Consider the following 26,343-nt stretch of genomic DNA (forward strand, 5'->3'; position numbering starts at 1 on the left):
GCGACGCGGTTAAAGCATTAGCAGTAGCTGTCTACAACACGAACTTCTGCGGTTTTACCGAGGGACTGCCATTCACGTGTCAGGGTTTGCAGTACCTGACCCATGAAGTTCTCGTCAGCGGCGGCTTTCTTACCAACATAACCCTGGCCCCTGCGGTACATCTTCAGCCTGGCCCGCATGCTCGGGTTGCATTGCTCGAATTCGCCTTCCCCTGCGTTGCTCGACAGCCGGTCGATGTGAACGTCTCCGGCTTCGCCCACCCAGAGGATGTGGCTGTCGAGACTGTCCTTTTGTGAAGCGAACAGTCGGGCAAGTTGGTCAACAGTAGGCTGATTGTTCAAGTTCATCGGTATTCCCCTAGACCATTCGTTGATCTGTTTAGTGGTTAGTTCAATGGACCCAATGGTCGATCGAATGCACATCAGGCAGGGGTTTGATGAGGGTAGGAGGACAAGCGAACGGATCAAAAATACGAAGGGCGACGTTAATGCGGTCAACCACAAGCATCATGAGAACGTTTCGCCAGCTTTCTCGTCCTTGCGGAACGATCCTGCCAGTCAACTTCATCAATCTGCCTTGTGGGCAGTACACATCCGCTAACGACTCGACGGCTCGTCGAGTGTGTTTGGAATACCTTTGCCGGCGCTCCCGATCGGGGAGACAGGGCCATCATGCCGGGACGAATAGGGGGCGTCAACCGTTATGTAGTGTTTTTTTAAAGGCACTACATAATTTTACAATCAGTCGGTGAGCGGCCAGGAGGCCGAGCTAGACGCCCCCTCGCCGAACGGGGTTGGTGGGCTATGAGTTTTCGCGCGGCGCGGGTTGGTAACCTGAATTGAAAAATTCCAACAGTGGTTTGCCTTCCCGGGCGCTGCTTCCGGCGTCAATCAATGCCTGGCGGATGTCGTTGATCGAGTGACGTTTCGCCGCTGGCAGTTCAAGACGACCGGTGGCCATTCGATTGAGCACGTCTTCAAGCAGTGAGCGGGTGTCTTCGAGGGGCGCGACCGCCAACCAATGGAACAGATACCAGCCTTCAACCGTGATGCTCTTGTAGATGAGTTGCGGCGTGAAGAGCGGTAATTGAAAGGCGCTGGGCTCAGTCTGCCGGTGCGATGACAGTGCACCGTAGACCAGCATATGACCGCCTGCCGCCATGTTGCGGGCGATGGTTGCACCGACCGATCCGGCCACGGAGTCGATCGCGAATGAAGCGCCTTTGCCGTCGGTAGCCGCTAGCAATTGCTGTGGCCAATTGTCGTCATCGGTACAAATCACCACGTCGCCGCCCAGCGCAATTATTTCGGCCATTTGCTCTTCGCGTCGGACTAGGTTGATGGTACGAAAACCTTCGCTGCGCGCCAGTTGTAAAATCAGGCGTCCCACGGTGGAGCCCGCAGCGGTTTGCACCAGCCAATCGTTGGCCTTCAGACCGCGTAAATGCCGAGTCAATGCCAGCGCAGTAAAGGGATTGATCATGGCCTGCGCCGCGTCGTTGTCCGAAATCGTGTCGGGCACAACCACAAGCCGATCCGCCGGTACGACGATGAATACTTGCCACGTGCCAGGCACGTTGAGCGGTATCACCCGAGTACCGATTGCTGGGCTAACAACACCGGCGCCGAGGGCGTCAACAGTGCCCATGCATTCCAGCCCTGGACTCGCAGGAAGCACGGGTTGGCGTCCGAACTTACCTCGCAACACATGCAAATCGCCGGGATGAACCGGCGCCAAATGCACGCGTACCCGAACCTCGCCGGGCCCCGGAAGCGCAAGCGGAACCTCTTCAAGCGCAAGGACTTCGGACGGTTCACCGGTGGCGCGGAAAACAAAGCTCTTCATTGGATTTCCTTGATCAAAAACAAAAACCTGCTGTCATTGATTAATGGCAGCAGGGCGGTTGCGGAACGGGTGTCCTGCTGCCGTTAGTTGGACTGGTTCAGGAACGTGGTGACGTTTGCCAAAAACAGTTCCGGGTACTGGTACAGCGAACCGTGGTTGGAATCAGGGTAGATGATCAGTTCGGCGTTCGGCAGATTCTGTTGCAGGGTGAACGAGTTAACCGGGTAGTGAATGATGTCGTTGCTGCCGCTGACGACCAACACCGGTTGTTTGATCGATTTCAGGTAGGGAAGTGCGTCAGGACTTGGCTTGCCCCAGGCAGCAAACGCTGCGATCTGAGCCGGTGCGACTTTTTCGTTGATGTTGACATCGCGGTCTACAGTGCGGGCATGCAGGCGTTCAAGAAAGGCGTGTCCGGCTTTTTGACTGGCAGGGGATGCGGTGAAGAATGCATCCAGCAGCAAGGTTTCCGGCACTTCACGTTTCTTCGCGATCACCGCTTGAAACTCTGGAGTCAGCGGGGTCATGCCGACTGCTGCGCGGGGCGCGCTGCCTACCAAGACCAAGCGACGAACCAGGTCAGGACGCTCGAAGGTAACCTCTTGTGCGACCAGACTGCCCATGGAGAAGCCGAGCAAATCTGCCTTGCTGATGTTTAATGCTTTCAGCAGATCAATGGCGTATTTGGCCATGCCTTCGATGTTGGTAGGCACTTCGCCGCCCGAGCCAGCAACGCCAGCGTTGTCGAACAGAATCACCACACGGTGGTGTGCAAATCCGTCGATGACTTTAGGGTCCCAGCTGTCGAGGTTGCCAACGAAGTGCTGGAAGAACACCAAGGGAATCCCTTCATGTTTACCGAACCGACGATAAGCCAAACGATCGCCATCGACTTCGATGAACCGGGTTTTAGCGGTGGTAAAGGTGACGGCGCTGATGGACGTTGGCGCTTTAACCGCGGCAGTGGCAGGCAGGGCTGTAAACGCTGTGGCAAAAGCGGCGACGAGCAATGCCTGCCGAAACGCTGATTGCAGGGGGGAACGACTCATGGTGATGCTCCAAGTTCAAAGGCTACAAAAGTGGGATTGAGATCCAGTGCTCGGGCGGTTTAACTGACCTGCGATGCTCTGCCTACCTACCGATAGGCGCAGATTAGGTTCCGGTAGTGGATGCTGTCAACGACTATCTACTGATAGGGAGAATTATTGTGTGCACGGTTTACGATCGCCGGGCTTTCGGCCAGCGAATTGAGGGCTTGTAGGCGCTGTCGAAAGAAATTGTAGGAGCGCGCTTGCCCGCGATGTAACGCGAAGCGGTCCAATGGACTCACTCGGTTCAACTGAAAAGAACTGAGTCGTTGATTTACGACTGCTTCGCAGCCGATCGCGGGCGGTCTCCTACCTGCCCGTGCTTACGGATCGCTGAAATCGGTCAGTTCTCCGAATGGGGACTGTCTTCAACGTCGAAGAGCCGCTACTTTGAAGTGGGTGCCGTAGGCACCTTTCATCGCACGTCATGAACTGCCCGCACGACTACTCCTTTCAAAACAAGAGAATCGACTTCATGAAATTTGAGCCCTTTGCCAAATCCCTTATCGCGACGGCACTCGCTGTTTGTTACACCTGCGCGCAAGCAGCCTCGCAAGCCCCGGTTGCCGCTGAAAATGGCATGGTGGTCACGGCCCAGCACTTGGCGACCCATGTAGGGGTTGATGTGCTGAAGGACGGTGGCAACGCAATTGATGCCGCAGTGGCGGTTGGTTATGCGCTGGCGGTGGTTTATCCCGCAGCAGGTAACCTTGGTGGCGGCGGGTTCATGACCGTACAGCTGGCCGATGGCCGCAAGACATTTTTGGATTTCCGTGAAAAAGCGCCGTTGGCGGCCACCGCCGACATGTACCTCGATAAAGACGGCAACGTGATCCCTGATTTGAGCACCAAGGGTTACTTGGCCGTTGGGGTTCCCGGCACGGTGTCCGGCATGGAGTTGGCCCTGAAGAAATACGGCACCATGAAGCGCGAACAGGTTATCGCGCCCGCCATCAAGTACGCCGATGAAGGTTTCATTCTCGAACAGGGTGATGTCGACCTGCTGGATACGGCGACCGCCGAATTCAAAAAAGACATGCATGACTCGGGCGCCATCTTCCTGGACAAAGGAGAACCGCTGAAGGTAGGTCAAAAGCTGGTGCAAAAAGACCTGGCCAGGACGCTGCGGGAAATCTCCAGCAAAGGCACCGATGGCTTCTATAAAGGCTGGGTGGCGAACTCCATTGTGTCTTCAAGCTACGCCGGTAGAGGCCTGATTACTCAGGCAGACCTGGATAAATACCAGACCCGTGAACTCGCGCCGATTGAGTGCGATTACCGCGGCTATCACGTGGTCTCGGCGCCGCCTCCAAGCTCGGGCGGGGTCGTCATCTGCGAGATCATGAACATCCTCGAAGGCTATCCAATGCCGGATCTGGGTTTCCGCTCAGCCCAAGGCATGCAGTATCAGATCGAAGCCATGCGTCATGCGTATGTCGATCGCAACAGCTATTTGGGTGACCCGGATTTCGTCAAGAACCCGGTGGCTCATTTGCTCGATAAAGACTACGCAGCGAAAATTCGGGCCGCCATCGACCCGCACAAAGCCGGTGTTTCCCGGGACATCAAGCCTGGCGTTGCGCCGCACGAAGGCAACAACACCACTCACTATTCCATCGTGGACAAGTGGGGCAACGCCGTCTCGGTGACCTACACGCTGAACGACTGGTTTGGGGCCGGGGTGATGGCCAGCCGGACCGGGGTCATGCTGAACGACGAAATGGACGATTTCACTTCCAAGATCGGTGTTCCCAACATGTACGGTCTGGTGCAGGGAGAAGCCAACGCCATTGCCCCAGGGAAAACCCCGCTGTCTTCGATGAGCCCAACCATTGTCACCAAAGACGGCAAAACGGTCATGGTGGTCGGTACGCCGGGCGGCAGCCGGATTATCACGGCGACGCTGGAAACAATGCTCAACGTGATCGACTACGGGATGAACATTCAGGAAGCCGTCGATGCCCCCCGGTTCCATCAGCAGTGGTTGCCTGAAACAACCAACCTGGAGAAATTCGCGATCAGCCCGGACACCCAGAAGATCCTCGAAAGTTGGGGGCAGAAATTTGCCGGCGCACAGCCCTCTAACCACTTGGCTGCAATTTTAGTCGGAGCGCCTTCCCTTGGCGGCAAACCGGTGGGTGACAATCGCTTCTATGGCGCAAATGACCCGCGTCGTAATACCGGGCTTTCTCTCGGTTATTGAGTCCGTGAGCGAAGCCCTGGTGCAGGGCTTCGCTATTGGCGCCTTTTACGGGGTGAAGGTTAAAACCGTCCCGGATGACCACTGATAGAAAAACCTACCTAGTGATAGATAATCGTTGACAGGGGTATGTGACGCTCTCTAGTATCTATCACTCGATAGGTAGACAACAACTGGTGCTCACATGAAGATTTATGATATCCCTGGCTTCCCTAGTCCTTTGCGTATCCGTGTTGTCTTGGCCGAAAAAGGTCTGGCTTCGCAGGTCGAATTCATCAACATCGATCTGCCGGGCGCTGAACATAAGCAGCCGGCTTTCTTGGCGATGAATCCGGCCGGTACTGTCCCAGTACTTGAACTTGACGACGGTTTCTACCTGTCGGAATGCACCGCCATCACTGAATACCTCGACAACCTGGATGGCAAGCCAACGCTCACCGGCACCACGCCGAAAGAGAAGGGTATCATTCACATGATGCAGAAGCGCGCGGATGACCAACTCATCGACGCCATCGGCATCTACTTCCATCACGCCACCGACGGCCTTGGCGCTGGTTTAAAACCGTACAAAAGTCCTGAGTGGACTGATCGCACTGTCTGGGGCGAAATGCACCGTGACAAGGCCATCAAAGGCATGAAGTACTTTGATTCGGTGCTGAAAACCCAGCCCTACGTGGCTGGCGAACAGTTCTCCATGGCGGACATCACTGTCTGGGCGGGCTTGATCTTCGCCGGTTACGCGCAGATCAAAGTGCCGGAAGAATGCACGGCCCTGATCGCCTGGAATGCCAAAGTCGGCGAACGTCCAAGCGTGAAAACCCCTGCCTGAAACTGACTGAATTTCTCAGCGCCCCGGCCGATCACATCGGCCGGGGCGTCTGCGTTGGGTCCTCGGTAAATTCCAGCGACGTGTAGAACCAGTTGCGGTGTTATGTGGCTTTGGCGCGGCGACTCCGCCGTTGCTCAGGTCATGGCGGCCAGCAGTAACGGCAGTGCTGGGGATGGCGAGCATTTCGCTAGGGTTGTTGATTCTTCTGCTGTCGTTGGCGACGCACTCGGTTGAGCTGTTTTTCATTGGCGCAGCGATAGCCGGCATAGGATCGGGCGCCGCATTCTCAGCGCTGGTGCAAACCCTCGCGCCATTGGCGGATGAGCACGAGCGCGCCGAGCTGTTCGCGGCGATCTTCGTGGCCTCGTATTTGTCGTTGAGCCTTGCGCCGGTTGTGGCGGGGTTTTTGATTGCGCCGTTTGGCCTTCTGCAAACCGCGCAGGGGTATCTTGCCGTGCTGTTGGTAGTTTCGGTGCTGGCGACCTGGACCCATTGGCGGGCATTGCGACGGCCTGCTGCGGTGATTTAAGCAAAAAAAATCACGCGGGGTTGAACCCGCGTGATTTTTGTTTCGCGAAGATCAGTCCACCGCGCCAAGGCGTGCGACCGTCTCTTGGGTGGTCCACAACGCATTGGCGAGGAAACGGAAGTTGATCAGTGCGGCCAGATAGCCGTCGCCATCGGGAATAATCGGCGCGGCGGTGGCGTCACGTACGACGGCCACTTCGAAGCCTTGCTCCAGCAACTCACGCAGGTGAGATTCAACGCAAAGATTCGCCGCCATGCCCGCCAGAATGATCTGCGACACACCGTGTTTGCGCAGCTGCAGGGCCAGGTCGTTACTCTCCGGCCCGTAGACTTTGTGTGGTGACGCAATGATGGTTTTGCCGTCAAGAATGTACTGCTTGTACTCAGGCAGGGTCAGCACCAGAGTTTTCGAAGCCTTCCAGGGTCAATGGACCCTTGCGGTCGAACATGCCGATGTCGTGCATCACATGTTCCAGTGGGCCGCCGAAGTGCCAGCCGTGGTCACATGGATAATAGTAGTGCGCAGACACGGCGACAGTAATCCCGGCCTGTTTTGCGGCGGCGAACAATTGGCCGATGTGCTTGACCGTATCGTTCTCAGTCACGCTCTTGCCCACCAACGCCCAGCTCACGCCTTCGGGGCTGAGGAAGTCGTTTTGCGGATCAATGATCACCAACGCGGTTTTGCTCAGGTCGAGCTTCATGACCGAGCCCGGCAGCGCAGGTGTGTCCGTGTCGGCGTAAGGGTTTGCAGAGGGACGGGTTGTCTCGGGGCTCATGGTAAAAGGCCTCCAACGGCTAAGGGTTCATTCCCGCCTGGGCATTCCGGTCGACCGGTGTATTGTGCCCAGCGAAGACTTCATCCTAGGCCGAAATTTTTTGCGCTTTTCCCTGGGCGTACGCAACCTTTGACCGGTTATCCCCAATGGACATTCTTTCCGAGTTTTTTGAGCGAACCCACCTGCAAGGGCGGCTGTTTTTTGCTGGCCGGGTGGACGGCACGCTGGTGTTGGACAAACCGCCTGGCATGGCGTTTGTCCATGTGATTGAAAATGGTGGCATCGATCTGGTCAGACCCGGCGTGCCGAAGATCGCCATCGATGAACCCAGCGTGTTGTTTTGTCCGAGCAGTTGCCAATATCAGCTGCGTTCAACGGCTTCGCCAGGGGCCGATATCATTTGCGCGTCGTTTCAGTTTGGCCAGCAAGCGCGCTACGTTTTGCCGCTGGGATTGACCGAAACCCTGGTCTTTCCGTTGGAAGCTTTTGAGCACATTGTCCCCGCCATTTCATCGCTGACCAGAGAATTTCGCGATGACGCACCGGGCAGGGGTAAAGCACTGAATCTGTTATTCGAATACGTGTTTATTTTGCTGGTGCGCCAAGCGGTGCAACAAAAGAAAATCACCAGCGGTTTGCTGTTCGCCCTGCAAGATGGACGCCTCGGGGAGGTATTGCGCACCATTCATCGCGAGCCGGAAGCCGACTGGAGCGTGGAACAACTGGCGGCGTTGGCGAACATGTCGCGGTCGAAGTTTTCCGCCTATTTTTCGAGAATCATGAACGTGTCGCCCATCGTCTACCTGACCCATTGGCGCATGCGGGTAGCGCAAGACATGCTCCGCGACGGGGTTCAGATCAAAATCATTGCCGCCTCAGTGGGCTACAGCTCCCAGGCCTCGTTTTCGCGGACCTTCATGAGCATCATCGGCGTGCCGCCAGCAGAATGGATAAAGCGCGTTAACCAACAGACGCACGACGATGACCGCGCCGCTTCGCATCGTATGGACGGGGCCACTCTGGAGCCAACTTGTCGGTGAAGGTTTGATGCGGTATGTCGCGCACGCCGCTTCGCGAACAAGTTTGCTCCTACAGATTTTGAACAAGAACGTCCTACTCACCCCGAATGTATTGTTCCAACTGCCGAATCAAATCAGCCTGTTCGGCAATGGCTTCTTTCACCAAGTCACCAATCGACAACAACCCCATCAGTTGCCCGTCTTTGACCACCGGCAAATGGCGCAGATGGCTGTCGGTCATGATGCTCATGCATTTTTCGACGCTTTCGCTGGGGCTCACCGTGATAATGCGCTCGCTCATGATGGTGCTAACCAGTGTGTCCGCAGACGAGCGGCCCTTCAGCGCGACCTTGCGCGCATAGTCTCGCTCGCTGATGACCCCAATCACGTGGCCATTCTCGACGACCGGCAACGCGCCGACGTTTTTCTCTGCCATCAGGCTAAGCGCCGTCAATACTGTCTGGTCGGGAGCGATGGTATGGACCTGCCGGTGGTCATCGGCTTTTGTATTGAGTAGTTGTGCGACGGTCTTCATTAGGGTCTCTCCAGGCAGGATTCTAAGGGGCGAGCGCGAATCGCCCTAATTGCCCCTACAGAGTCGTAGAGTATGGCCAATTGGGCAAGGTCGAAACGAATGCATAGGGGATAGAAAAATCTGATTGGACGTTTATATGGCAGTCGGATGTCGTTCTGACTTTCAAATGCCTAGCGACGCTCGATGCTAGACAAATGACGGGCCTTAAGGTTTATTGGCGCGATCCCCGAATCGGCCCAACGCTCGCTGGAAGGAACTGAACCTTGTCTGCTCGCTCATCAGTGTTTAACGGTCATTACAATGGGTTTCTATTCGACATGGACGGCACCCTGATTAATTCCATCGCGGCGGCCGAACGTATTTGGGCGACGTGGGCGAGGGCGCACGGAGTTGAAGTCGATACCTTCCTGCCGACCATACACGGTGCGCGCGCTGTCGATACGATCAAGCGATTGGGGCTTGTCGGGGTAGATCCAGAACTCGAGGCGCTGGCCATTACTGAAGCTGAAATAGCTGACCTCGCCGGAATTGTCGAAGTGGCCGGCGCTGCTGCGTTTGTTAAATCGCTTCCGGCAAACAAATGGGCCATCGTCACCTCGGCGCCAAAAGAGTTGGCCATCCGGCGCCTGGAGGTCGCGGGAATTCCCCTTCCTGCTGTGTTCATAACCTCCGAAGACGTCAGCCATGGCAAACCGAACCCCGATTGCTACCTACTGGCGGCGCAACAGTTGGGGGTGAACGCGTCTGATTGTTTGGTCTTCGAAGATGCGCCCGTCGGCATTCTTGCGGGCGAAGCGGCGGGCGCCGCTGTGATGGTGGTGACCGCCACCCATGTTGATCCGATGGACACGTCGCACGCGTCGATCATGGATTACCAGCGAACCGTTGTCCGGGTTGACGAAAACGGGGTAATGCGACTTGAGGCGTAAGCCACTTGATCAGCGGCCTTCACATGGCCTTCACCTGTTTTTCACACAGGCGTCCCTAGGATAGAATTGTACGTACCCACATGCTGATTGATCTGCACACACAAGTGCTGTTTACGGAAGGTTGGAGAGTCCTTCCGTATTACTTGTCACGCGATAAGTTTCCATTGCGCGATATCGGATGACACCTATAAATGCCTGGCACTGCATCGCTTAAAAATCCTGCCCCCCCCACTTTTCACGACGCACCCGGCGCTGGACACTGGTCGGATTGGCCATTCTGCTGTTTTGCGCATTAACAGTAATGGGTTTTATTTATTTACCACCGACGCCTTATACGCCCATGACCGGTCTGAATCCGACCCATGTGTCGCTCATTGCAATGGGCGACCAAGGCAGCGGAAACTTCCAGCAGTGGGCCGTCGCCTATGCCATGGAAAAAGTCGCGGAGAAAGATGGCCGACTGGACATGGTGGTGTTGTTGGGCGACAACTTCTACGGCAAGTCGCTGACCGGCACCGCTGACCTGAGCTGGCGGACCAGGTTTGAGAGTGTTTATTGGGGCCGCTGGTTAAGCCACGTGCCGTTTTATGCAGTGCTGGGTAATCACGATTATCCCGACTCGCAACGGGTGGAAATTGAATACAGCCGCCGGCATAAAGGCTCGGGCCGCTGGCAAATGCCCGACCACACCTACACCCGAGACTTCGGCAGCGATGAGGGCCGTCCGCTGGTGCGCATGGTGTTCATCGACACGTCGGTGCCCGACAGTCAACTGTCGGCGCAAATCGCGATTTTAGAGCAGGCGTTTATGCAGCCCGGTCCCGAGCCTATCTGGCGTGTGGTGGCGGCTCATCACCCGGTACGGAATGTGGGAGAGCACAATCAAAACTCCCTTTTGGTAACCGAGTTGCTGCCGGTTCTCAAGCGTCTTAAAGTGGACCTTTATTTGTCCGGGCATGACCACAACCAACAACTGATCCTCAATGAAGGCGAGCCGGCCTGGGTCATCTCCGGTGGCGGCGGAAAAACGCTGTCTGCGATATCGGCGAAACATTCCCCGGTCAATTTTGCTAAGTCTGAAGCTGGTTTCGCCAAACTCGACTTCACCTCTACCCAACTTAAACTGGCCTACTACACCGAAAGCTCAGGCGCGGCTGCGCGCTATGAATGGAATCGGGCGTGCCCCTGGATGGCGAAAGGTTGCCTTGTGGGGTCAATGATGTCGCCTTGATCTGTCTACTCTGCGTTACGCTTGCCGCCTTTCCGTCGCTGATTACCCTTGTGAGTCGCACACGCTTATGTCAACTCGTCCCGTCTTCCTGTTGTTCGTACTCGGTTGTCTATTGTTCTTCGTCGGATTGGGTAACCACCAATTGCAAGGTTCCACTGAGCCCCGCGTGGCTGGGATCGCCATGGAGATGCACTTGGATAACGACTGGGTGACGCCCAAGCTCAACGGCCAACCCTTTCTGGAAAAACCACCCTTGAGTTTATGGCTGGACGCGGGCGCCATAAGGGTATTTGGCGCGAACACTTGGTCAGTCAGGTTGGCCTCTGCGCTGGCCGGGTTGTTGAGCATGCTGACGCTATATGGTGCCCTGCGTAAATTGGGACGTCCGGTGATGATCGCGGTCGCAGCAGCGGTGTTCCTGGCGACTACGGCCAGTTACTGGAGCAACGTTCGGCAGGTCGGGGAAGATTCGTTACTCTCGTTGGGCGTAACCTTGGCGCTGCTGGGGTTCTTTCTCGCCAGCCAGCATTGGGTGTTGCAGCGTCGTCGTTCGGTCGGGCTCTGGTCGATGTTTGCCCTGGGTATCGTCATCGCCACCCTGAGTAAAGGCGTGCTGGGGTTGGCACTGCCGGGGGCGGTGATTTTTGCGTTTCTGATTGCGCAAAGCCTGATCGAAAAACGCTTTGTGCTAGCCGATTGGGTGTGGCCGGCGGCGCTGACCTTGGTCGCTTTGCTGCCATTGGCAGTGTGGCTCGGGTTTCTGTATCAGGCAGGCGGTGGGTCCGCGATTAACGAGGTGCTGTGGGCCAACAGCGTAGGGCGTTTCAGCGGTGGCTTCTCAGAGGCCGGGCATTTCGAGCCGTTTTACTATTACCTGGCGAAGTTGCCGCAGGCGTTTTTACCTTGGAATATTCTGGTTTATGTCGGCCTGTGGCATTTTTGCAAAAAACTGCGCGCCAGTCCGTACCTACTTTTTTTCAGCCTGTGGTTGTTGGCGCAACTGACCTTGTTGACGCTTGCGTCCAGCAAACGCATGGTCTACCTGATGTCGATGACCCCGGCTGCTGCGGTCATCGCCGCCGAGTACGGGGCGCTGCTGCTGGAGCGCCTGCGTGAGCGATCAGCCACGTCGGTGTGGGCGCAGAGGCTCGTTCGTCACCAACGAGCATCGATCTTCGGTGTGGTGGGCCTGTTCGTAATCAGCTACTTGGCGGTGGCGATCTGGGTCATTCCGAGGGAAGACCGCCAACAAGCTTTTACCCCGCTTACCGAACAGATTCGCGCGTTACAGCAAAACGGCCAACGGGTTGTGTTGTTCACGCCCAGCGAACGACTCGCCGGAGCGGGAGTGTTCTACACCCAAAGCTTGTTGGTGGCCCTTCAATCCGAGGAACAGCTAAACAGCTTCCTCAGTGAATCGCCCACCAACGTTGCGGTGATGGAGCGTCAGACTGACCCGGTCGCGCCACTCAAAGTCTTGAAGAAAATCATTGTGGGCGACCGAGCGTATTACTTTATGGAGATGTGATTGGGTTCAGTTTGCGTGTAGAGCAAGATCACCTCGCTGCCACGGTCATACCGCGTTGCGTCAGTGGGCAACTGTTCAAGCTCACGCCGTTCATCGTCACTCTTGACCCGCATCACCACGCCCACCGACCCCTCACGGCGTGCCTGGGCCAGCCATTGCTGAACATTGGCGGTCTTGACGGTTCGGTCCGTGACGTCCGGGTAGGCGAGCCCATATTTGGCCTCGCCTACGGTGTTGTAGAGGGTTACTTCAGGGTTCGCTGTCTTCCACGCCAGTGCCGACGCAACCGCCAGATCGTTGCTCATCAATGCATGGCTTTGGCGAAGTGCCTGGGCATGCTCGGCTATAAACCTGCCAGGCGTCTTGTTTTCGACTACGTTGTCCGGCAACGCCGCAGGCAATAGCGCCACCATCAGCCACATACCCAAGGCCGGGGCGAGGTAGAACATCTGCGGTTTGCTGAGCTGCAACGCATTGGCCAAAATCCAACTTGCCAGGGCGACGATCAACAAGGCCATATGCAGCGGTTCATGGTCGAAGATGGGATGCTTGATTTGCAGGTAAATCACCGCCATCAGTCCAACGGCGCCGGCCACGATATTGAAGGCGGCATTACTGCGGATGGCCAAGGTCTTGGCCTGTTCGAGCCGATTGATCAACGCATCGCCTAGCAACAGCGCCAATGGCAACATGCACGGAAGTATGTAGGGGGGAAGTTTGCCTTTGCTCAGGCTAAAAAAAGCCAGCGGCAGGCACAGCCACAGCAGCAGAAAAGCAGTGTTCTGTTGTTTGCGGTTTTGCCAGGCATGCTTCAACGCAGTTGGCAACAACAGCGCCCACGGCACGCTGGAGCCGATCAGCAACGGCAAATAGAACCACCAGGGCTCAGCATGCTGTGCGTCATCGCCGGCGAAACGGCGAATGTGTTCATGCCAGAAAAAGAATCGCCAAAAGTCGGGCTCGCGCACCTGAATGGTCAATACCCACGGCAGCGAGATCAAGGTGGCAACCAGCACTGCGATACCGCCGTACCGCACCAGTTCTTTGAAGCGCCGCTGCCAGATCATGTAGGGCAGGGCGATGAGTACCGGCAACAACAGCGCAAGAAACCCCTTGGTCATGAAACCCATGCCACAGGCCAATCCCAAAACGGCCCACGCGATGACTTTTGCTCGGTGTGTCGTACTGTCGACGGCATACCACAGCGCAACGATGCTCAGGTTGACCCATAAGGTAAATTGCGGATCGAGGTTGGCATAGCCAGCCTGGCCGATGATCAGGCCAAAACTCATGTAAACCGTCGCACACGCCAGGCTTCTGCGCGGCGAATTCCACAATCGCCGGGCGATCAGGTAGGCGAGCACAGTGCTCAGTCCCAAGCTCAGCGCCGAAGCAATGCGAACGCCGAACAGGTTGTCGCCAAACAGGGCTTGGCCGAGGGCAATCATCCAGTAGCCAAGCGCAGGCTTTTCGAAGTAACGCAGGCCCATCAAATGAGGGGCGGCCCACTTACCGGTTAGCAGCATCTCCTGACTGACCTGCGCGTAGCGGGTTTCGTCTGGAACCCAGAGGCCATGAGTGGTTAGGGGCAGCAAATAAAAAATAACAAAGGCCAGTAACAAAAACAGCAGGGCCCAAGGTTTCGCCATAAGGTTTGGCATTCGTCGTGCTCAATAGTGATCAATGGAGACTTACGGTTTCTTGTCCAGGGTCGATGCCCAGTCCTGGTAGTTAATGAAACCCAGCACTTTCGGGCGGCCGTCAGCGCCAATGGAAACAAGGAACGTGCTGGCGTATTCGCTGGTTTTGGCATGGGGAAATCCCAGCTCTTTTTCCAAGGCACTCATGCACCCACTGTGGGTGACTAACACCATGTTGCGATGAGCGGTCTTGTGGGTCAGTACGTTGTCGAGCATGGCGTGCTCGCAGTTGACCAGCCACTCTTGATTAGGGCTGGCTTTGCCAAACATGGCGAACGAGGTTTGCGCGGTACGATGAAGGGGGCTGCTCATGACGTCGGTGTTACTCATGCCCAGTCTGTTGAACGCCTTGCCCACTAGAACCGCGGTGTCGCTGCCTGCCTGGGTGATACCGTCTGCCGGACCCAGGCACGGATTGCTCGACCGATCACAGCGTTCGGCGTGCCGCACGAGGGCAACAATGTCACCTTGTTGCCAGTGGCTATAGACACCTGCAGTGATCATGTTTTCGTGTTTGCCCAAGTCTGTCAGCGACTTTGGCCACCATACAAACCCCATGACTAACACGATGCAAAGCACCAGCACTGTTGCGAACACAGCTTTTTTAAGGGTGTTCGCGTTTGGCGTTTTTAATGACGGTGTTGAAACGTCAGTTGAGGTTTTCACCTGCTTAGTGCTCCGAGATGACGAATTTTCGATGCGCGATTCCCGCAACCTTAAAAGCTTGCTAGTCAGCTTTAAGAGGAAGTGGTGTGCAATCGTTATACAGTTGATAGTAAGGGAGGGGGCGTAGTTTGACGGTAAAAAAGATGTGAAAATTTAGCGAAGACCGATCAGTCAGCCAAGCATCTATTGGGTTAATGGCTGCAGACAAGATGAAAAAAAGCCGACGCCACGGGTTTATTAGTGGCGTCGGCATTCTAGGTATTACTGAGCGGTGTTACCGGGTACCCAGTTCAGCAAACGCTGCTTGTAGTCGTAGCTGGCGCCCTGGTAATAGCTGATGGCGCGAATAATCAATGGGTCGGTGTCGTTAACCCGTGACTCACGGCTCTCACCCAGTGCCTGGTCATGACGGCGCAGCAATTTTTGCGGGCTGAGAATGGCCAGGTTGGTGCCGTCGAACAACCCCAAGTGCTGATAGTTACCCACCAGTACGCGAGGGGGCAGCGGATTGTCCTGTAACAAGTTACGGCCAAAAAACGTTGACTGATAACTCTGGTTTAACAGTCCAAGCAGCGTCGGAGCCAAGTCGATCTGGCTCGCCAGTTGGGATGACTCCCGCGCTTCAATCAGGGTCGGCGCATAGATAAACAACGGAATTTGATAGTTGGTAATCGGCAAGTCTTCTCGGCCTGCGCTCCCCGCCGTGTGGTCGGCCACAAACACAAAGATCGTGTTGCTGAACCAAGGTTTCTGTCGTGCGTCGTTGAGGAATTTACCGATGGCCCAATCCGTGTACTTCACCGAACCGTTGCGGCCATCACCCGATTTAATGTCGATCCGACCTTCGGGGTAGGTGTAAGGACGGTGGTTTGAAGTGGTCATCAATTGTAAGAAAAACGGTGTGTGTTTGGCGAAGACGGCATCCGCCTCATTCAGTGATTGCTGGAAAAGATCTTCGTCGGCAATGCCCCAGGCATTTTTGAAGTGGATGTCTGCTTCCTTGATGCTGCTCTGGTCAACAATGCGATAACCGTTGCCGCTAAAAAAAGCGTTCATATTGTCGAAGTAACCACGGCCTCCATACATGAACACGCTGTCGTATCCCACGGCGTTCAATTGTTGGCCCAGGCTACCGTAACCACTTTCACGACCAATACGCTTGACGATTGAGCGCCCCGGCGTCGGCGGAATCGACAAGGTGATGGCCTCCAACCCGCGATCCGTGCGAGTGCCGGTGGCGTAGAAGTTGTTGAAGTAAAGGCTGTGCTTGCGCAGTTCGTCGAGATTGGGGGTCAAGTTGTGTGGGTCGCCGTTGCTGCCCATGTACTTGGCGCTAAGGCTTTCGATGGTGACCAAGATAATGTTTGGGGTCCGGGGTGTGCCGGGGTTCGCAATGTTGCGACGAACGTCCTGCGGGTCTTTGCCGACGAACGTGGCATTGGGCTCGGCCAATTCCGCACGCAATTGATGGGCGACTTCTTCGTTCGGCAGGCTGGCAAAGAACTGCTTGTAATCGAGTTCGTTATTCCTGAACGCCGCGAAGAACTGAAACGGTCCGTTAGTGCCCAACTCATGCTGGTACGCGTTGCCACCTTCTCCCCGTGGGGTTTCTTGATCGATGAACTGCATGTCCAGCCCGGCGAGTACCAGCAATACGGCAAAGCTGATCAGTCGCAGCCGTGCTTTGGGCAAGGGCGCATTTACCGCAGACTTGACCGGCTTGTACAGCACAACACTCAGGCCGATGGCGGCCACGGCCAAAATGCCCAGCAAGGCTCCAATAGGGTAAGACTCAAGGATGTTGTTCAGTACTTCTTTGGAATAGACCAGATAGTCCACGGCGATGAAGTTGAAGCGCACGCCGAACTCATCCCAGAACAACCATTCAGCGACGGACACAAACAGCATGATGAAAATACTGACCGTCATGACCCCGTGCAAAAACCAACGGTGGCCGCGCGTGCGCCAAAGGGCTGGCGGGCAGAACAGCACGTAGAAGGCCAAGGGCAACGCGGCGTATATCAGGAACGCTATGTCATAAATAGCGCCGATCCCGAAAATGGACAAAAACCCATGGCCTGCTTCGTGTAAATGCGTGGCCAAGAGCACAGCGCGGGTGATTAAAAAAATCGCGAACCAGGTACCGGTCAATAAAAGTAGATAGCGAACGGGCGCTGTTTGAGGAGCACGCATTATTATTTCCTTACGCATGGCGTTGATGGTGTGCAACGTCAGGGGTGTTTCGAATAAGCAATTCGAAGGGGACGTTTTATGGGTGCAGCGTCAGCTTGATGTAATTCGATGACATAAAAAGGGTGGTGCGGAGTGGATAGAAATCAGCCTAACGATTTCTTGCGAACGTCCATCGTCAATCAACAAGCCATTTGGCCCAGTAAATTGTCAGGAGATACTCGGACTAGAGCCTTCACGCGGAATATGCGAATGAAAAAGACAGCCCAGCTATTAATCGTGCGCGCAACTATCCCTTAGTCTTTGTCAAAAATATGTAGAGAGCAAGTGAAAAAAACGGCGTGAGCGAAACGCGTTAACGACTGGCGCTCCTCAATACGATCTGACACCCCGGTTCAGCGTCACACACTTCCAAGGTCATATCGTGCAGGCGGGCCACGGCCGCCACCATGCTCAGCCCCAAACCATTGCCCGGCGTATGTCGGCTGGATTCAGAACGGTACAACCGTCGAAAAACGGCTTCGCGTTCGATTTCCGGAATGCCGGGACCGTTGTCGCTGACCATCAAGCACGGACCGTCCGCGCCACCGGCCACCGTGACCCGAATGCGGCTGTTGTCCGGTGAAAACTTGATGGCGTTGTCCAACAAATTACACGCCGCATCGAACAGCAGTTGCGCGTCCCCCGCCAGAATCGCAGGCGTCGGCGCGGGCTCGAAGGTCAGGGTCATGCCACGCTCTTCGGCCAAAGGCTCAAAGAACTCGGCTGCATCAGCACCGATGCGGTTTAGATCGACCTCGGCGAAACTACTGCGGCGTGCGCTGTCTTCAATTTCAGAAATTCGCAGCAACGCGCGGAAGGTCAGCAGCAAGCCTCGAGCCTCGTTAAGTGCCGAGTCCACGGTCAGGGCGTAATCTTCTTCCAGCAGGCCGCGTCGTTGTGCGCGTTCCAGGCCCGCAATCAGCCGGGTCAGGGGCGTGCGCAGGTCATGGGCGATGTCATCGCAGACACCCTTGACCTCGCTCATGAGTCGTTCAAGTTCGTCCAGCATGCCGTTGACCACATTGGCCAGACGGTCGATGTCGTCGCGATTGCCCCGTGTCGGCAAGCGTCGGCTGAGGTCGCCTTCGACGATCTGTTTGATCGAGGTGCTCAAGGTGTCGAGCCTGCGTCGGGCCAAATACCCCAGTCCTATTGAGCCGATCAAACCCACCACCAGTAACAGGCAGCCACCGGACACCAGCGCATTGACCAGCAACTCGTCGAACTCATGAATGTCATGCATGTCCTGAGCGACCAGCAACGTATTGCCGTCGTCCAGTTTGTGCACCATGAAGCGGATGGGGCGCGTGCGGCCGTTGGGATTTTCCCAGCGAAATTCGTCAGGCTGGTCGTAGGCTTTGAACGCGGGCAGTGTGTCGATGGGGCCAACGATGAGCTTGCCATGCTCATCGAACAGCGAGTGGGGGAGCCGCCCGTCAACGTCCTGCAGGTCGTGTTTGCGGATTTCCTGCTCGCGCAATTCGGGTGTCTGGTGACTGCGATTATCAACCTGACGTTGCAGGGCAGTGTCCGCTTCGGCCTTGAGATAAACCGCTGTTTGCCAATAGATATAGCCAAACAGCGCGAGGAACGAAAAGCCGAATAAGCCGAGGAACATCAGCCCAGTGCGAAAGCTGATGGTGCGTGGGATTTCACTCAGGTGAACGGAGAACATAGCCGGCTCCACGTACGGTGTGAATCATCGGGTCTTCGCCCTCGCCATCGACTTTGCGACGCAAACGACCGATGTGCACTTCGATGACATTGGTGCGTTCGTCGTAACTGTAATTCCACACCGCCTCGAACAGCATGGTGCGGGTGATGACCTGGCCGGCGTGACGCATCAGGTGTTCAAGCAACGCATACTCGCGCGGCAGCAGGTCGATGGTTCGCTCGCCACGCCGTACGGTGCGGGCTAACAGGTCGACGTCAAGCTGACCGACCTTCAACCGGCTTTCCCGTTCCTGGCTTGGCGGCGAGACCCGACGGCGGATCAGCGCATCGAGGCGCGCGGTGAGTTCGATGAACTCGAAAGGCTTGGTCAGGTAATCATCGCCGCCCGCCCGCAACCCTCTCACACGTTCATCGAGCGCGCTCAAGGCGCTCAAGATCAACACCGGTGTGGCAATGCCAGCGGCGCGCAAGGCGGTTAGCACGCCCAGCCCATCCACCGCGCCAGGCAACATTCGGTCCAGCACAATGATGTCGAAATCGCCGCTAAACGCGTTCATTAGTCCGTCACGACCGTTGTCAACGCAGGTCACCTCGAAACCGTGGTCTTGCAGCGCGGCTTTGATTTCATTGGCAGTGGGCGCGTCATCCTCGACGATGAGTACGTGGGTCATGGGGCGATGCCGTCCTCGATGAATGAGAGCCAAGGACCGGGTACAGTCCTCGTCAGTGGTGGCATAGTGTGCCAATGCGCAGTGAACGGGAAGTTCGCGCCAACATGAACAAAAGTTTAGCTGCAGTTCCATCGAGGTTATTTTGCGGATACTGGTAATTGAGGATGACGCCCGCACCGCCGCGTATTTGGTGCGGGGTTTGAACGAGAGTGGGCACGTTGCCGATGCCGCCGACGAAGGGCACAGCGGCTTGGCCATGGCGCTCGAAGGTATTTATGACGCCTTGATCGTTGATCGGCGTCTGCCAGGCATGGATGGTTTGGTGCTGGTGCGCACGTTACGTGATCGGGGTCTGCGTACACCGATTTTGATGCTCAGCGCGCTGGCCTCGACGCAACACCGGGTCGAAGGTTTGTGTGCCGGATGCGACGATTACGTGACCAAGCCTTACGCCTTCGTTGAGGTGTTGGCGCGGCTTGATGCGTTGCTGCGAACGGCTGATCAGCCTGCCGGGAACTCACAAGTCGTGACCGTTGGCGAGGTGCAACTTGACTGCGCCATACGCTCGGTGACGCGACAGGGGCGGGTGGTGGTTCTGCAACACCGGGAGTCATTGATACTGGCCAAACTCATGCGCCATGCCGGCCAAGTGGTGACCCGTGACATGCTGTTGGAAAGTGCTTGGGACTACGCGTTTGACCCCAATGACAACGTTATCGATAAACATATTCACCGCCTGCGTCGCAAGCTGGACGAAGGCTTCGACCGCTCCCTGATTCGGACAGTGGCGGGGGCGGGGTATGTGTTTGAGTCGAGTGATGAGTGAGCACATCAAACACCGCATAACCGTTGAATGAACGATACCTAAATTGTATGAGCGCGCTTGCCCGCGATTCCGCGCGAAGCGCTCCCAACAGGTCGCCCCTGTTCCAACGGGAAGAACTGAGCTGCCTGTTTTTACGACTGCTGCGCAGCTGATCGCTGGCAAGCGCGCTTCTAAGGATGTCCTGTGTTTTCTGCGCGGCCACTAGCCTCCCAGGCTTATTAAACAATTGTTTAAGTCCAGAGGACCGCAGTGAGAGTCGCGGCTGGTTATCTTCCAACCTTTCGTGGGACGTCCCACTGGGTTATGGGAATGGGCAGCACATGTCAGGCGCATCACTACCGTCAAGAGTTGTAAAGCGTTTAGCGCCAGGGCGAGCTTATAGATCACTGGCGTTCGTCGCAGGGCTATTGCTCGCGGGCTGTTCGTTAGTGCCTTCCTACAATCAGCCTGAAGTGCCAGTCGCTCCAGCGTGGGACGGCGCGCAAGGGGTATCGGCAGCGTCAGGTGGCCCTTGGTGGGAAGAGTTTCACAGCGACGAACTCAACGGCTTGGTCGCTAAAGGGCTGGCGGACAATTACACGCTTAAGGCAGCGGTGAGTCGGATCGATGAAGCGCAAGCCTTGGCCCAGGTGACCGGCGCCGCGCAATACCCATTGCTGTCGCTGGGCGGCAGCTTTCAGCGCCAGAACGACTACGGCACCACGCAAAAGCGCAGTGTGTTTGCCGACGCTTCCTACGAGGTGGATTTTTGGGGCAAGCAACGCGCCGCCGCCGATTCCTCCACGGCATTGGCCCACGCCAGTGCGTTCGATGCCCAAACGTTGCGCATGACCCTCGGGGCGACCATCGCCAACACCTATTTTCAGGTGTTGTCACTGGATGACCGACTGCGTCTGGCTCAATCGATTGCCGGCGATGCGCAACAGGTGCTTGACTTGGTGAACGTCCAAGCGGCCCAAGGCGCCGTTTCCAACTTGGAAGTTGCGCAGCAGCGTAACGCGCTCCAGACCTTCCAGGCCGCAGTCCCACCGCTGCGCCAACAGAGAGACATGGCGCTGTATCAGCTTGCGGTTTTAGTCGGGGTTGCGCCTCAGGGTTTCAAGGTTAACCAAGAGGGTCTCAACGATTTGGCCGTGCCGATTCCTCGCGCCGGTCTGCCGATCGGGCTGTTGCGTCAGCGCCCAGATATTCAGGCGGCGGAAGCACGCTTGAAATCAGCCAACTTTGATGTCGGCGTCGCACGGGCCGCGTTTTTACCCAACCTATCTCTTGACCTTCAAGGCGGTATCGACACCCTGACCGGCAGCAATATCTGGAGCATGCTCGGCACCTTGGGCCAGCCGGTGTTTGCTGGCGGACAGCTAAACGGCCAATTGCACTTCGACCAGGCCCACGTCCAGGAATTAACCGCCAGCTATCGCGAGTCGGTGATCGAGGCCCTGCAGGACGTACAAACCCAACTGAGCGCCGCGCACCAACTCGACCAGAGTTACACCTTGAATGCGGCGGCCGTGACCTCCGCCCGTGAGGCCGCACGATTGGCGCAAGTACGCTACCGGCTGGGCTCAACTGATTTTCAAACCTTGCTGATCGTCGAACGCACCCAATACCAAGCCGAAGACACGTTGCTGCAAGTACGACTTCAACACCTGCAAGCTGCGGTTGGCTTGTTCCGGGCATTGGGCGGTGATTTCAGCCCCGCCAGCGTTGCCAGCAACGTCCTGCCATCCACATCTTCTTCCTCTCTTCAGGCCTCCCGCCCATGACTTCGATGCAACCTGTTTCTTCTCGTCGTCGATTTCGACTCATTGCACTGGTCGTCGCGGTAATCATCGCGGTGCTGGTGCGCCAATTCTGGCCGGGCCGGGTGCACGTTGTGCCGAGCGTGGCCGCTGATGCAGCGGTTCCGGTCACCCAGCAACAGGTGCAGCAACAAGACTTGCCAATCTGGCTGGATGCCATTGGTAATGTCCAGGCGCTCAACACCGTCAACGTACGTGTGCGGGTCGATGGTGAATTGCAGAAAGTGCTGTTCAACGAAGGCCAAATGGTCAAGGCTGGCGACGAACTCGCGAAAATTGACCCACGGGTTTATCAGGCTCAAGTGGCGCAAGCGCAGGCGATGGTCGCCAAAGACCAGGCACAGGTTGCCGATCTGCGTGTCAATCTGGACCGAGCCAGTAAGCTGGCCGCCGCGAAGGCCGGGCCGACTCAGGATGTCGACACGTTCCGTGCACAGCTGGCGGCGCAACAAGCCACGGTTCAGGCCGACCAAGCTGCGCTGGATAACGCCAAATTACAGTTGAGCTTTACCCAAATCACCGCGCCGCTAACCGGCCGCACTGGCCAGCGTTTGCTTGACGTCGGTTCCATCGCTCACGGCGTTGACGCGACCGGGTTGGTCACCATCACCCAGATGAACCCCATTTCGGTGGCGTTCTCGGTAAACCAGGATGTCCTGGCTGAAATTCTCGAAGAAAACGCCCGTCAGCCCTTGCAAGTCGTTGCAATGAGCCGGGATGGCAAGCAGGAAATCGCCACCGGTAAGCTCAGTTTTATCGACAGCCAAGTCGCTGCGGGCAGCGGCCAGATCCAGTTAAAGGCCGAGTTCAGCAACGATAAGTCGCAACTGTGGCCGGGTGAGTTGGTCAGCGCGCGGGTTCTGCTGCACACCCAGCGCGATGCCACGGTGGTGTCCGTTAATGCGGTGCAACAAGGGCAAAAGGGTTCGTTCGTGTACGTGGTCAACGCCGATCAGCGGGTAGAACCGCGCTTGGTGGATGCCTCTTCGGTGGTCGGCGGGCAGCAATGGATTCGCAAAGGCCTGTCGCCGGGTGAAACCGTGGTGGTCCAGGGGCAGTCAAGAATCGCCTCAGGGGTAAAAGTTTCGGCAGTCCAGACTGACGTGACGTCCCTCCAGCCCCCGGTGAATGCGGAGGCCAGTCGATGAACGCGTTAGCCGGTTTGATTCAACGCCGCGTGGGCCTGTGCCTGTTGGCCATTGGGATCATGTTGCTTGGCGGTTACGCCTACTTCCAATTGCCAGTCGCGCCATTGCCAACGGTGGATTTCCCCACTATTCAGGTCACGGCCAAATTATCCGGTGCCAGCGCTGACACCATGGCGACCTCGGTGGCGACACCCCTGGAGCGGGCGTTTTCAGCGGTACCGCAAGTCACCTCGATGACCTCGACCAGCGCCGCTGGCAAAACCCAGATTGTGTTGCAGTTCGACTTGAACCGCGACATCGATGGCGCAGCGCAAGACGTTCAGACGGCGATTAACACTGCCACCCCGAACCTGCCGAAAACCATGACCAGCACCCCGACCTTCAACAAGGTCAACCCAGCTGAGTTCACGGTCTTGTCGTTGGCCCTGACCTCGCCGACCAAAACCCTGCACCAGCTGGATTTGTACGCCGATAACTACCTCGCACAGCAGCTGTCGCAAATGCCTGGCGTGGGGTTGATCGACTTTCATGGCGAACAAAAACCAGCGGTGCGGGTGCAAATCGACCCTGATGCATTGGCAGCTCGCGGTCTGACCCTGGAAGACGTGCGAAGCATCATCGGTGTCAGCACCCTCGACCAACCCAAGGGCAGCCTGGATGGCGAATACCGCTCGATCACGCTGGGTGCAACCGACCAGTTGCTCGATCCCAAAGGCTATCGCGAACAAGTGGTCGCCTATAAAAACGGCGTGCCAATCAAGCTGGGTGACTTGGGTAAGGTCATTGATGGCGCAGAAGACACGCAACAAGCCGCGGCCATTGAAGGCGAGCCGGGCATCATCGTTGACATCCACAAGCAGCCCGGCTTCAACGTCCTGTCGACCATCGCCGCCATCAAAGCCAGACTGCCAGTATTAACGGCGCAGTTGCCCAAAGACGTTAATGTCCAGGTGGTGGGCGACCGCACGCAAACCATCGAAGCCTCGGTCAACGACGTGCAGTTCACGCTGTTACTGTCGATTGCCTTGGTGGTGGTGGTTATTTTTGTATTCCTGCGCAAAGCCACGGCGACCTTGATTCCAACGCTGACCATTCCGCTGTCACTGGTGGCAACGTTTGCGGTGATGTATGTGCTCGGTTACAGCCTCGATAACCTGTCGATCATGGGCTTGGCGATTGCCGTCGGGTTCGTGGTGGATGACGCCATCGTGGTCATGGAAAACATCGTCCGTCACTTGGAAATGGGCAAAACAAAAATACAGGCCGCAGTAGAAGGGCTGCGGGAAGTGGGCTTCACGATCGTCTCGATGACCATCTCGCTGATCGCTGTGTTCCTGCCGATTCTGTTGATGGGCGGCATTGTTGGCCGGCTGATGCGTGAGTTCGCAGTAACCGTCAGCGTGGCGATTTTGATGTCGTGCATCGTGTCCTTGACGGTTACGCCGATGCTCTGCGCGTGGCTGCTCAAACACCACGAGGAAGAACCTGAGCCGGGGCGTTTTTCACGGATTTGTGAAAACGCGTTCAACAGCATTCACACTGGCTACAGTCGCAGCCTTGATTGGGTGCTGGCCCACCAGCGACTGACCTTGGCCGTGGCAATGGCGACTTTTCTGGCGACCGCCGCACTGTACGTTTACATCCCCAAAGGCTTTTTTCCGCAACAGGACAATGGCTTGATCCAAGGGATCGCCGAGGCCGCACCGGATATCTCGCCCAAAGCCATGCGTGACCAAGTGGCGCTGCTGTCAGATATCGTCGGTGCTGATCCGGCGGTGGCCAAAGTCTACTTCTGGATTGGCCCCAACCCGACCATCAGCCAGGGCAAGGTGATGATTAACCTCAAGCCATTTGCTCAGCGTACGGCCTCTGCGCAACAAGTGATTGCGCGGTTGCAGCCACAGCTGGACAAGATCCCTGGCATCAAGATGTACATGCAGGCCAACCAAGACATTCAGATCGGCGGTCGAGCCAGCAAAACTCAATACCAATACACCCTGCAAGACCCTGACAGTACCGAGTTGGACCATTGGAGCGGCGTGTTACTGGCCAAACTCAAGACCTTGCCGCAGTTGCAACACGTGACGTCCGACCAGCAACGCGCCACCACCCAGGCAACCTTGGTCATCGACCGCGCTACTGCGTCGCGGATGGGCGTCACTGTGCAAGCCATCGACGACGTGCTGTATGACGCGTTCGGTCAACGCCAGATCGCCACCATGTTCACGGCGCTGGACCAGAATCACGTCATCCTGGAACTCGATCCGAAGTGGCAATTGTCGCTAGAAACCCTAGGCCATTTGTACGTGCGCTCGAGCAGTGGCGCGCTAGTGCCGTTAAGTTTGATGACCAACCTCAAGAATGAATTGGTGCCGATCATCATCAACCACCAGGGCATCTTTCCGGCGATTACCCTGTCGTTCGATTTGGCGCCGGGGCATGCGTTAAGCGAAGCGGTCGATGCAATCCAGAAAGCCTCATTGGCGGTGGCGCTGCCGGACAATGTTCGCGGTAGTTTCCAAGGCACGGCCCAAGCGTTTCAGGATTCTCTGAAGTCTCAACCGTGGCTGATTCTCGCGGCCATTTTGACCGTCTACATCGTGTTGGGCGTGCTGTATGAAAGCGCCATCCATCCGCTGACTATCATCTCAACCCTGCCGTCGGCCGGATTTGGCGCGCTGTTGGCGTTGATTATTTGCGGTCAGGACCTGTCGGTGCTGGGGATGATCGGGATTATCTTGTTGATCGGTATCGTCAAGAAGAACGCCATCATGATCGTTGACTTCACCCTGGCGGCGGAAAAGCAGGGAATGTCTCCGGCAGACGCCGTGCGTGAAGGGTGCTTGTTACGATTGCGGCCGATCCTCATGACCTCGTTGGCAGCATTGTTGGGCGCGGTTCCGCTGGCATTGGGGCATGGTGCCGGTTCGGAATTACGCCAGCCGCTGGGCATCGCTATAGTCGGCGGCTTGCTGGTTTCCCAAGTACTGACGCTGTACACCACGCCGGTTGTTTACCTATGGTTTGATCGCTTGCGCACCCGTCGTGCCGTTGCCGCCGAACTCACTGTTGCTTCATAACCGCTGATTTAGAGCGCATGAGCGGCGTGTTAC

General features: G+C 56.7%; 20 protein-coding genes and 1 pseudogene. 11 read left to right on the forward strand and 10 right to left on the reverse strand.

Annotated features, from left to right (window positions below):
- Nucleotides 1-17 precede the first annotated feature (17 nt).
- From RHM65_RS17175 to RHM65_RS17185, 3 genes are all read right to left on the reverse strand, one after another.
- Nucleotides 18-347: a hypothetical protein gene (locus RHM65_RS17175; protein ID WP_322164758.1), complete on the reverse strand. Its 330-nt coding sequence runs from the start codon at nt 345-347 to the stop codon at nt 18-20.
- Between the two features lie 454 nt (nt 348-801).
- Nucleotides 802-1,845 (reverse strand): zinc-dependent alcohol dehydrogenase family protein, encoded by a 1,044-nt coding sequence (locus RHM65_RS17180; protein WP_322164757.1) that lies wholly within the window; start codon nt 1,843-1,845, stop codon nt 802-804.
- Between the two features lie 83 nt (nt 1,846-1,928).
- Complete coding sequence (locus RHM65_RS17185) at nt 1,929-2,894, reverse strand: alpha/beta hydrolase (RefSeq protein ID WP_322164755.1); 966 nt, start codon at nt 2,892-2,894, stop codon at nt 1,929-1,931.
- Between the two features lie 514 nt (nt 2,895-3,408).
- Here RHM65_RS17185 and ggt point away from each other — a divergent pair.
- From ggt to RHM65_RS17200, 3 genes are all read left to right on the forward strand, one after another.
- A complete protein-coding gene (ggt, locus tag RHM65_RS17190) occupies nt 3,409-5,136 on the forward strand; it encodes a gamma-glutamyltransferase (RefSeq protein ID WP_322164753.1) in 1,728 nt (575 codons plus the stop codon).
- Nucleotides 5,137-5,317: 181 nt separating this feature from the next.
- Entirely contained in the window at nt 5,318-5,962 is a 645-nt protein-coding gene (locus RHM65_RS17195) for a glutathione S-transferase (protein ID WP_322164752.1), read from the forward strand.
- 172 nt (nt 5,963-6,134) lie between these two features.
- A complete protein-coding gene (locus RHM65_RS17200) occupies nt 6,135-6,491 on the forward strand; it encodes an MFS transporter (RefSeq protein ID WP_322164751.1) in 357 nt (118 codons plus the stop codon).
- A gap of 51 nt (nt 6,492-6,542) precedes the next feature.
- Here RHM65_RS17200 and RHM65_RS17205 read toward each other — a convergent pair.
- Nucleotides 6,543-7,269 (reverse strand): annotated as a pseudogene (locus tag RHM65_RS17205) (cysteine hydrolase).
- A gap of 146 nt (nt 7,270-7,415) precedes the next feature.
- Between RHM65_RS17205 and RHM65_RS17210 the strand changes: the two are divergent.
- Nucleotides 7,416-8,309, forward strand: coding sequence for an AraC family transcriptional regulator (locus tag RHM65_RS17210; protein WP_322164749.1), 894 nt, complete (start codon nt 7,416-7,418; stop codon nt 8,307-8,309).
- 73 nt (nt 8,310-8,382) lie between these two features.
- Here the strand turns inward: RHM65_RS17210 and RHM65_RS17215 are convergent, their stop codons facing one another.
- Entirely contained in the window at nt 8,383-8,823 is a 441-nt protein-coding gene (locus RHM65_RS17215) for a CBS domain-containing protein (protein ID WP_322164748.1), read from the reverse strand.
- A 263-nt stretch (nt 8,824-9,086) separates the two neighbouring features.
- On the opposite strand from RHM65_RS17215, the gene RHM65_RS17220 reads away from it, so the two are divergent.
- The 3 genes from RHM65_RS17220 (at nt 9,087) to RHM65_RS17230 (ending at nt 12,511) form a co-directional block, all read left to right on the forward strand.
- Complete coding sequence (locus RHM65_RS17220; RefSeq protein WP_322164747.1) at nt 9,087-9,752, forward strand: HAD family hydrolase; 666 nt, start codon at nt 9,087-9,089, stop codon at nt 9,750-9,752.
- A 301-nt stretch (nt 9,753-10,053) separates the two neighbouring features.
- Nucleotides 10,054-10,983 carry a metallophosphoesterase gene (locus tag RHM65_RS17225; protein ID WP_322183833.1) on the forward strand — a complete coding sequence of 310 codons (930 nt, stop codon included), beginning with the start codon at nt 10,054-10,056 and terminating at the stop codon, nt 10,981-10,983.
- A gap of 67 nt (nt 10,984-11,050) precedes the next feature.
- Entirely contained in the window at nt 11,051-12,511 is a 1,461-nt protein-coding gene (locus tag RHM65_RS17230; protein WP_322164744.1) for a glycosyltransferase family 39 protein, read from the forward strand.
- Here RHM65_RS17230 and arnT read toward each other — a convergent pair.
- The 5 genes from arnT to RHM65_RS17255 form a co-directional block, all read right to left on the reverse strand.
- On the reverse strand, nt 12,493-14,160 hold the full coding sequence (arnT, locus tag RHM65_RS17235; RefSeq protein WP_322170988.1) for a lipid IV(A) 4-amino-4-deoxy-L-arabinosyltransferase: 1,668 nt from the start codon (nt 14,158-14,160) through the stop codon (nt 12,493-12,495). The genes RHM65_RS17230 and arnT overlap by 19 nt on opposite strands.
- A gap of 42 nt (nt 14,161-14,202) precedes the next feature.
- A complete protein-coding gene (locus RHM65_RS17240) occupies nt 14,203-14,877 on the reverse strand; it encodes a histidine phosphatase family protein (protein ID WP_322164742.1) in 675 nt (224 codons plus the stop codon).
- A 261-nt stretch (nt 14,878-15,138) separates the two neighbouring features.
- Nucleotides 15,139-17,070, reverse strand: coding sequence for an LTA synthase family protein (locus tag RHM65_RS17245; RefSeq protein ID WP_322164739.1), 1,932 nt, complete (start codon nt 17,068-17,070; stop codon nt 15,139-15,141).
- A gap of 352 nt (nt 17,071-17,422) precedes the next feature.
- Entirely contained in the window at nt 17,423-18,784 is a 1,362-nt protein-coding gene (locus RHM65_RS17250) for a sensor histidine kinase (RefSeq protein ID WP_322164737.1), read from the reverse strand.
- A complete protein-coding gene (locus RHM65_RS17255; protein ID WP_322164735.1) occupies nt 18,762-19,454 on the reverse strand; it encodes a response regulator transcription factor in 693 nt (230 codons plus the stop codon). The genes RHM65_RS17250 and RHM65_RS17255 overlap by 23 nt, the downstream gene beginning before the upstream one ends.
- Nucleotides 19,455-19,596: 142 nt before the next feature.
- Here RHM65_RS17255 and RHM65_RS17260 point away from each other — a divergent pair, with 142 nt between their 5' ends.
- The 4 genes from RHM65_RS17260 (at nt 19,597) to RHM65_RS17275 (ending at nt 26,310) form a co-directional block, all read left to right on the forward strand.
- Nucleotides 19,597-20,280: a response regulator transcription factor gene (locus tag RHM65_RS17260; RefSeq protein ID WP_322164734.1), complete on the forward strand. Its 684-nt coding sequence runs from the start codon at nt 19,597-19,599 to the stop codon at nt 20,278-20,280.
- A gap of 320 nt (nt 20,281-20,600) precedes the next feature.
- On the forward strand, nt 20,601-22,046 hold the full coding sequence (locus RHM65_RS17265) for an efflux transporter outer membrane subunit (protein ID WP_416194705.1): 1,446 nt from the start codon (nt 20,601-20,603) through the stop codon (nt 22,044-22,046).
- Entirely contained in the window at nt 22,043-23,230 is a 1,188-nt protein-coding gene (locus RHM65_RS17270; protein WP_322164733.1) for an efflux RND transporter periplasmic adaptor subunit, read from the forward strand. The genes RHM65_RS17265 and RHM65_RS17270 overlap by 4 nt, the downstream gene beginning before the upstream one ends.
- Entirely contained in the window at nt 23,227-26,310 is a 3,084-nt protein-coding gene (locus RHM65_RS17275; protein WP_322164732.1) for an efflux RND transporter permease subunit, read from the forward strand. Before RHM65_RS17270 ends, RHM65_RS17275 begins: the two co-directional genes overlap by 4 nt.
- Nucleotides 26,311-26,343 lie beyond the last annotated feature (33 nt).

It is taken from the genome of Pseudomonas sp. CCI4.2, from assembly GCF_034350045.1.
In the GTDB taxonomy this organism is placed as follows: domain Bacteria; phylum Pseudomonadota; class Gammaproteobacteria; order Pseudomonadales; family Pseudomonadaceae; genus Aquipseudomonas.

Bases quoted from the DNA above. Each gene is read 5' to 3' on its own strand.
- RHM65_RS17175 (WP_322164758.1), bottom strand. From the start codon at position 347: ATGAACTTGAACAATCAGCCTACTGTTGACCAACTTGCCCGACTGTTC.
- RHM65_RS17180 (WP_322164757.1), bottom strand. From the start codon at position 1,845: ATGAAGAGCTTTGTTTTCCGCGCCACCGGTGAACCGTCCGAAGTCCTT.
- RHM65_RS17185 (WP_322164755.1), bottom strand. From the start codon at position 2,894: ATGAGTCGTTCCCCCCTGCAATCAGCGTTTCGGCAGGCATTGCTCGTC.
- ggt (WP_322164753.1), top strand. From the start codon at position 3,409: ATGAAATTTGAGCCCTTTGCCAAATCCCTTATCGCGACGGCACTCGCT.
- RHM65_RS17195 (WP_322164752.1), top strand. From the start codon at position 5,318: ATGAAGATTTATGATATCCCTGGCTTCCCTAGTCCTTTGCGTATCCGT.
- RHM65_RS17200 (WP_322164751.1), top strand. From the start codon at position 6,135: ATGGCGAGCATTTCGCTAGGGTTGTTGATTCTTCTGCTGTCGTTGGCG.
- RHM65_RS17210 (WP_322164749.1), top strand. From the start codon at position 7,416: ATGGACATTCTTTCCGAGTTTTTTGAGCGAACCCACCTGCAAGGGCGG.
- RHM65_RS17215 (WP_322164748.1), bottom strand. From the start codon at position 8,823: ATGAAGACCGTCGCACAACTACTCAATACAAAAGCCGATGACCACCGG.
- RHM65_RS17225 (WP_322183833.1), top strand. From the start codon at position 10,054: ATGGGTTTTATTTATTTACCACCGACGCCTTATACGCCCATGACCGGT.
- RHM65_RS17230 (WP_322164744.1), top strand. From the start codon at position 11,051: ATGTCAACTCGTCCCGTCTTCCTGTTGTTCGTACTCGGTTGTCTATTG.
- arnT (WP_322170988.1), bottom strand. From the start codon at position 14,160: ATGGCGAAACCTTGGGCCCTGCTGTTTTTGTTACTGGCCTTTGTTATT.
- RHM65_RS17245 (WP_322164739.1), bottom strand. From the start codon at position 17,070: ATGCGTGCTCCTCAAACAGCGCCCGTTCGCTATCTACTTTTATTGACC.
- RHM65_RS17250 (WP_322164737.1), bottom strand. From the start codon at position 18,784: ATGTTCTCCGTTCACCTGAGTGAAATCCCACGCACCATCAGCTTTCGC.
- RHM65_RS17255 (WP_322164735.1), bottom strand. From the start codon at position 19,454: ATGACCCACGTACTCATCGTCGAGGATGACGCGCCCACTGCCAATGAA.
- RHM65_RS17265 (WP_416194705.1), top strand. From the start codon at position 20,601: ATGTCAGGCGCATCACTACCGTCAAGAGTTGTAAAGCGTTTAGCGCCA.
- RHM65_RS17270 (WP_322164733.1), top strand. From the start codon at position 22,043: ATGACTTCGATGCAACCTGTTTCTTCTCGTCGTCGATTTCGACTCATT.
- RHM65_RS17275 (WP_322164732.1), top strand. From the start codon at position 23,227: ATGAACGCGTTAGCCGGTTTGATTCAACGCCGCGTGGGCCTGTGCCTG.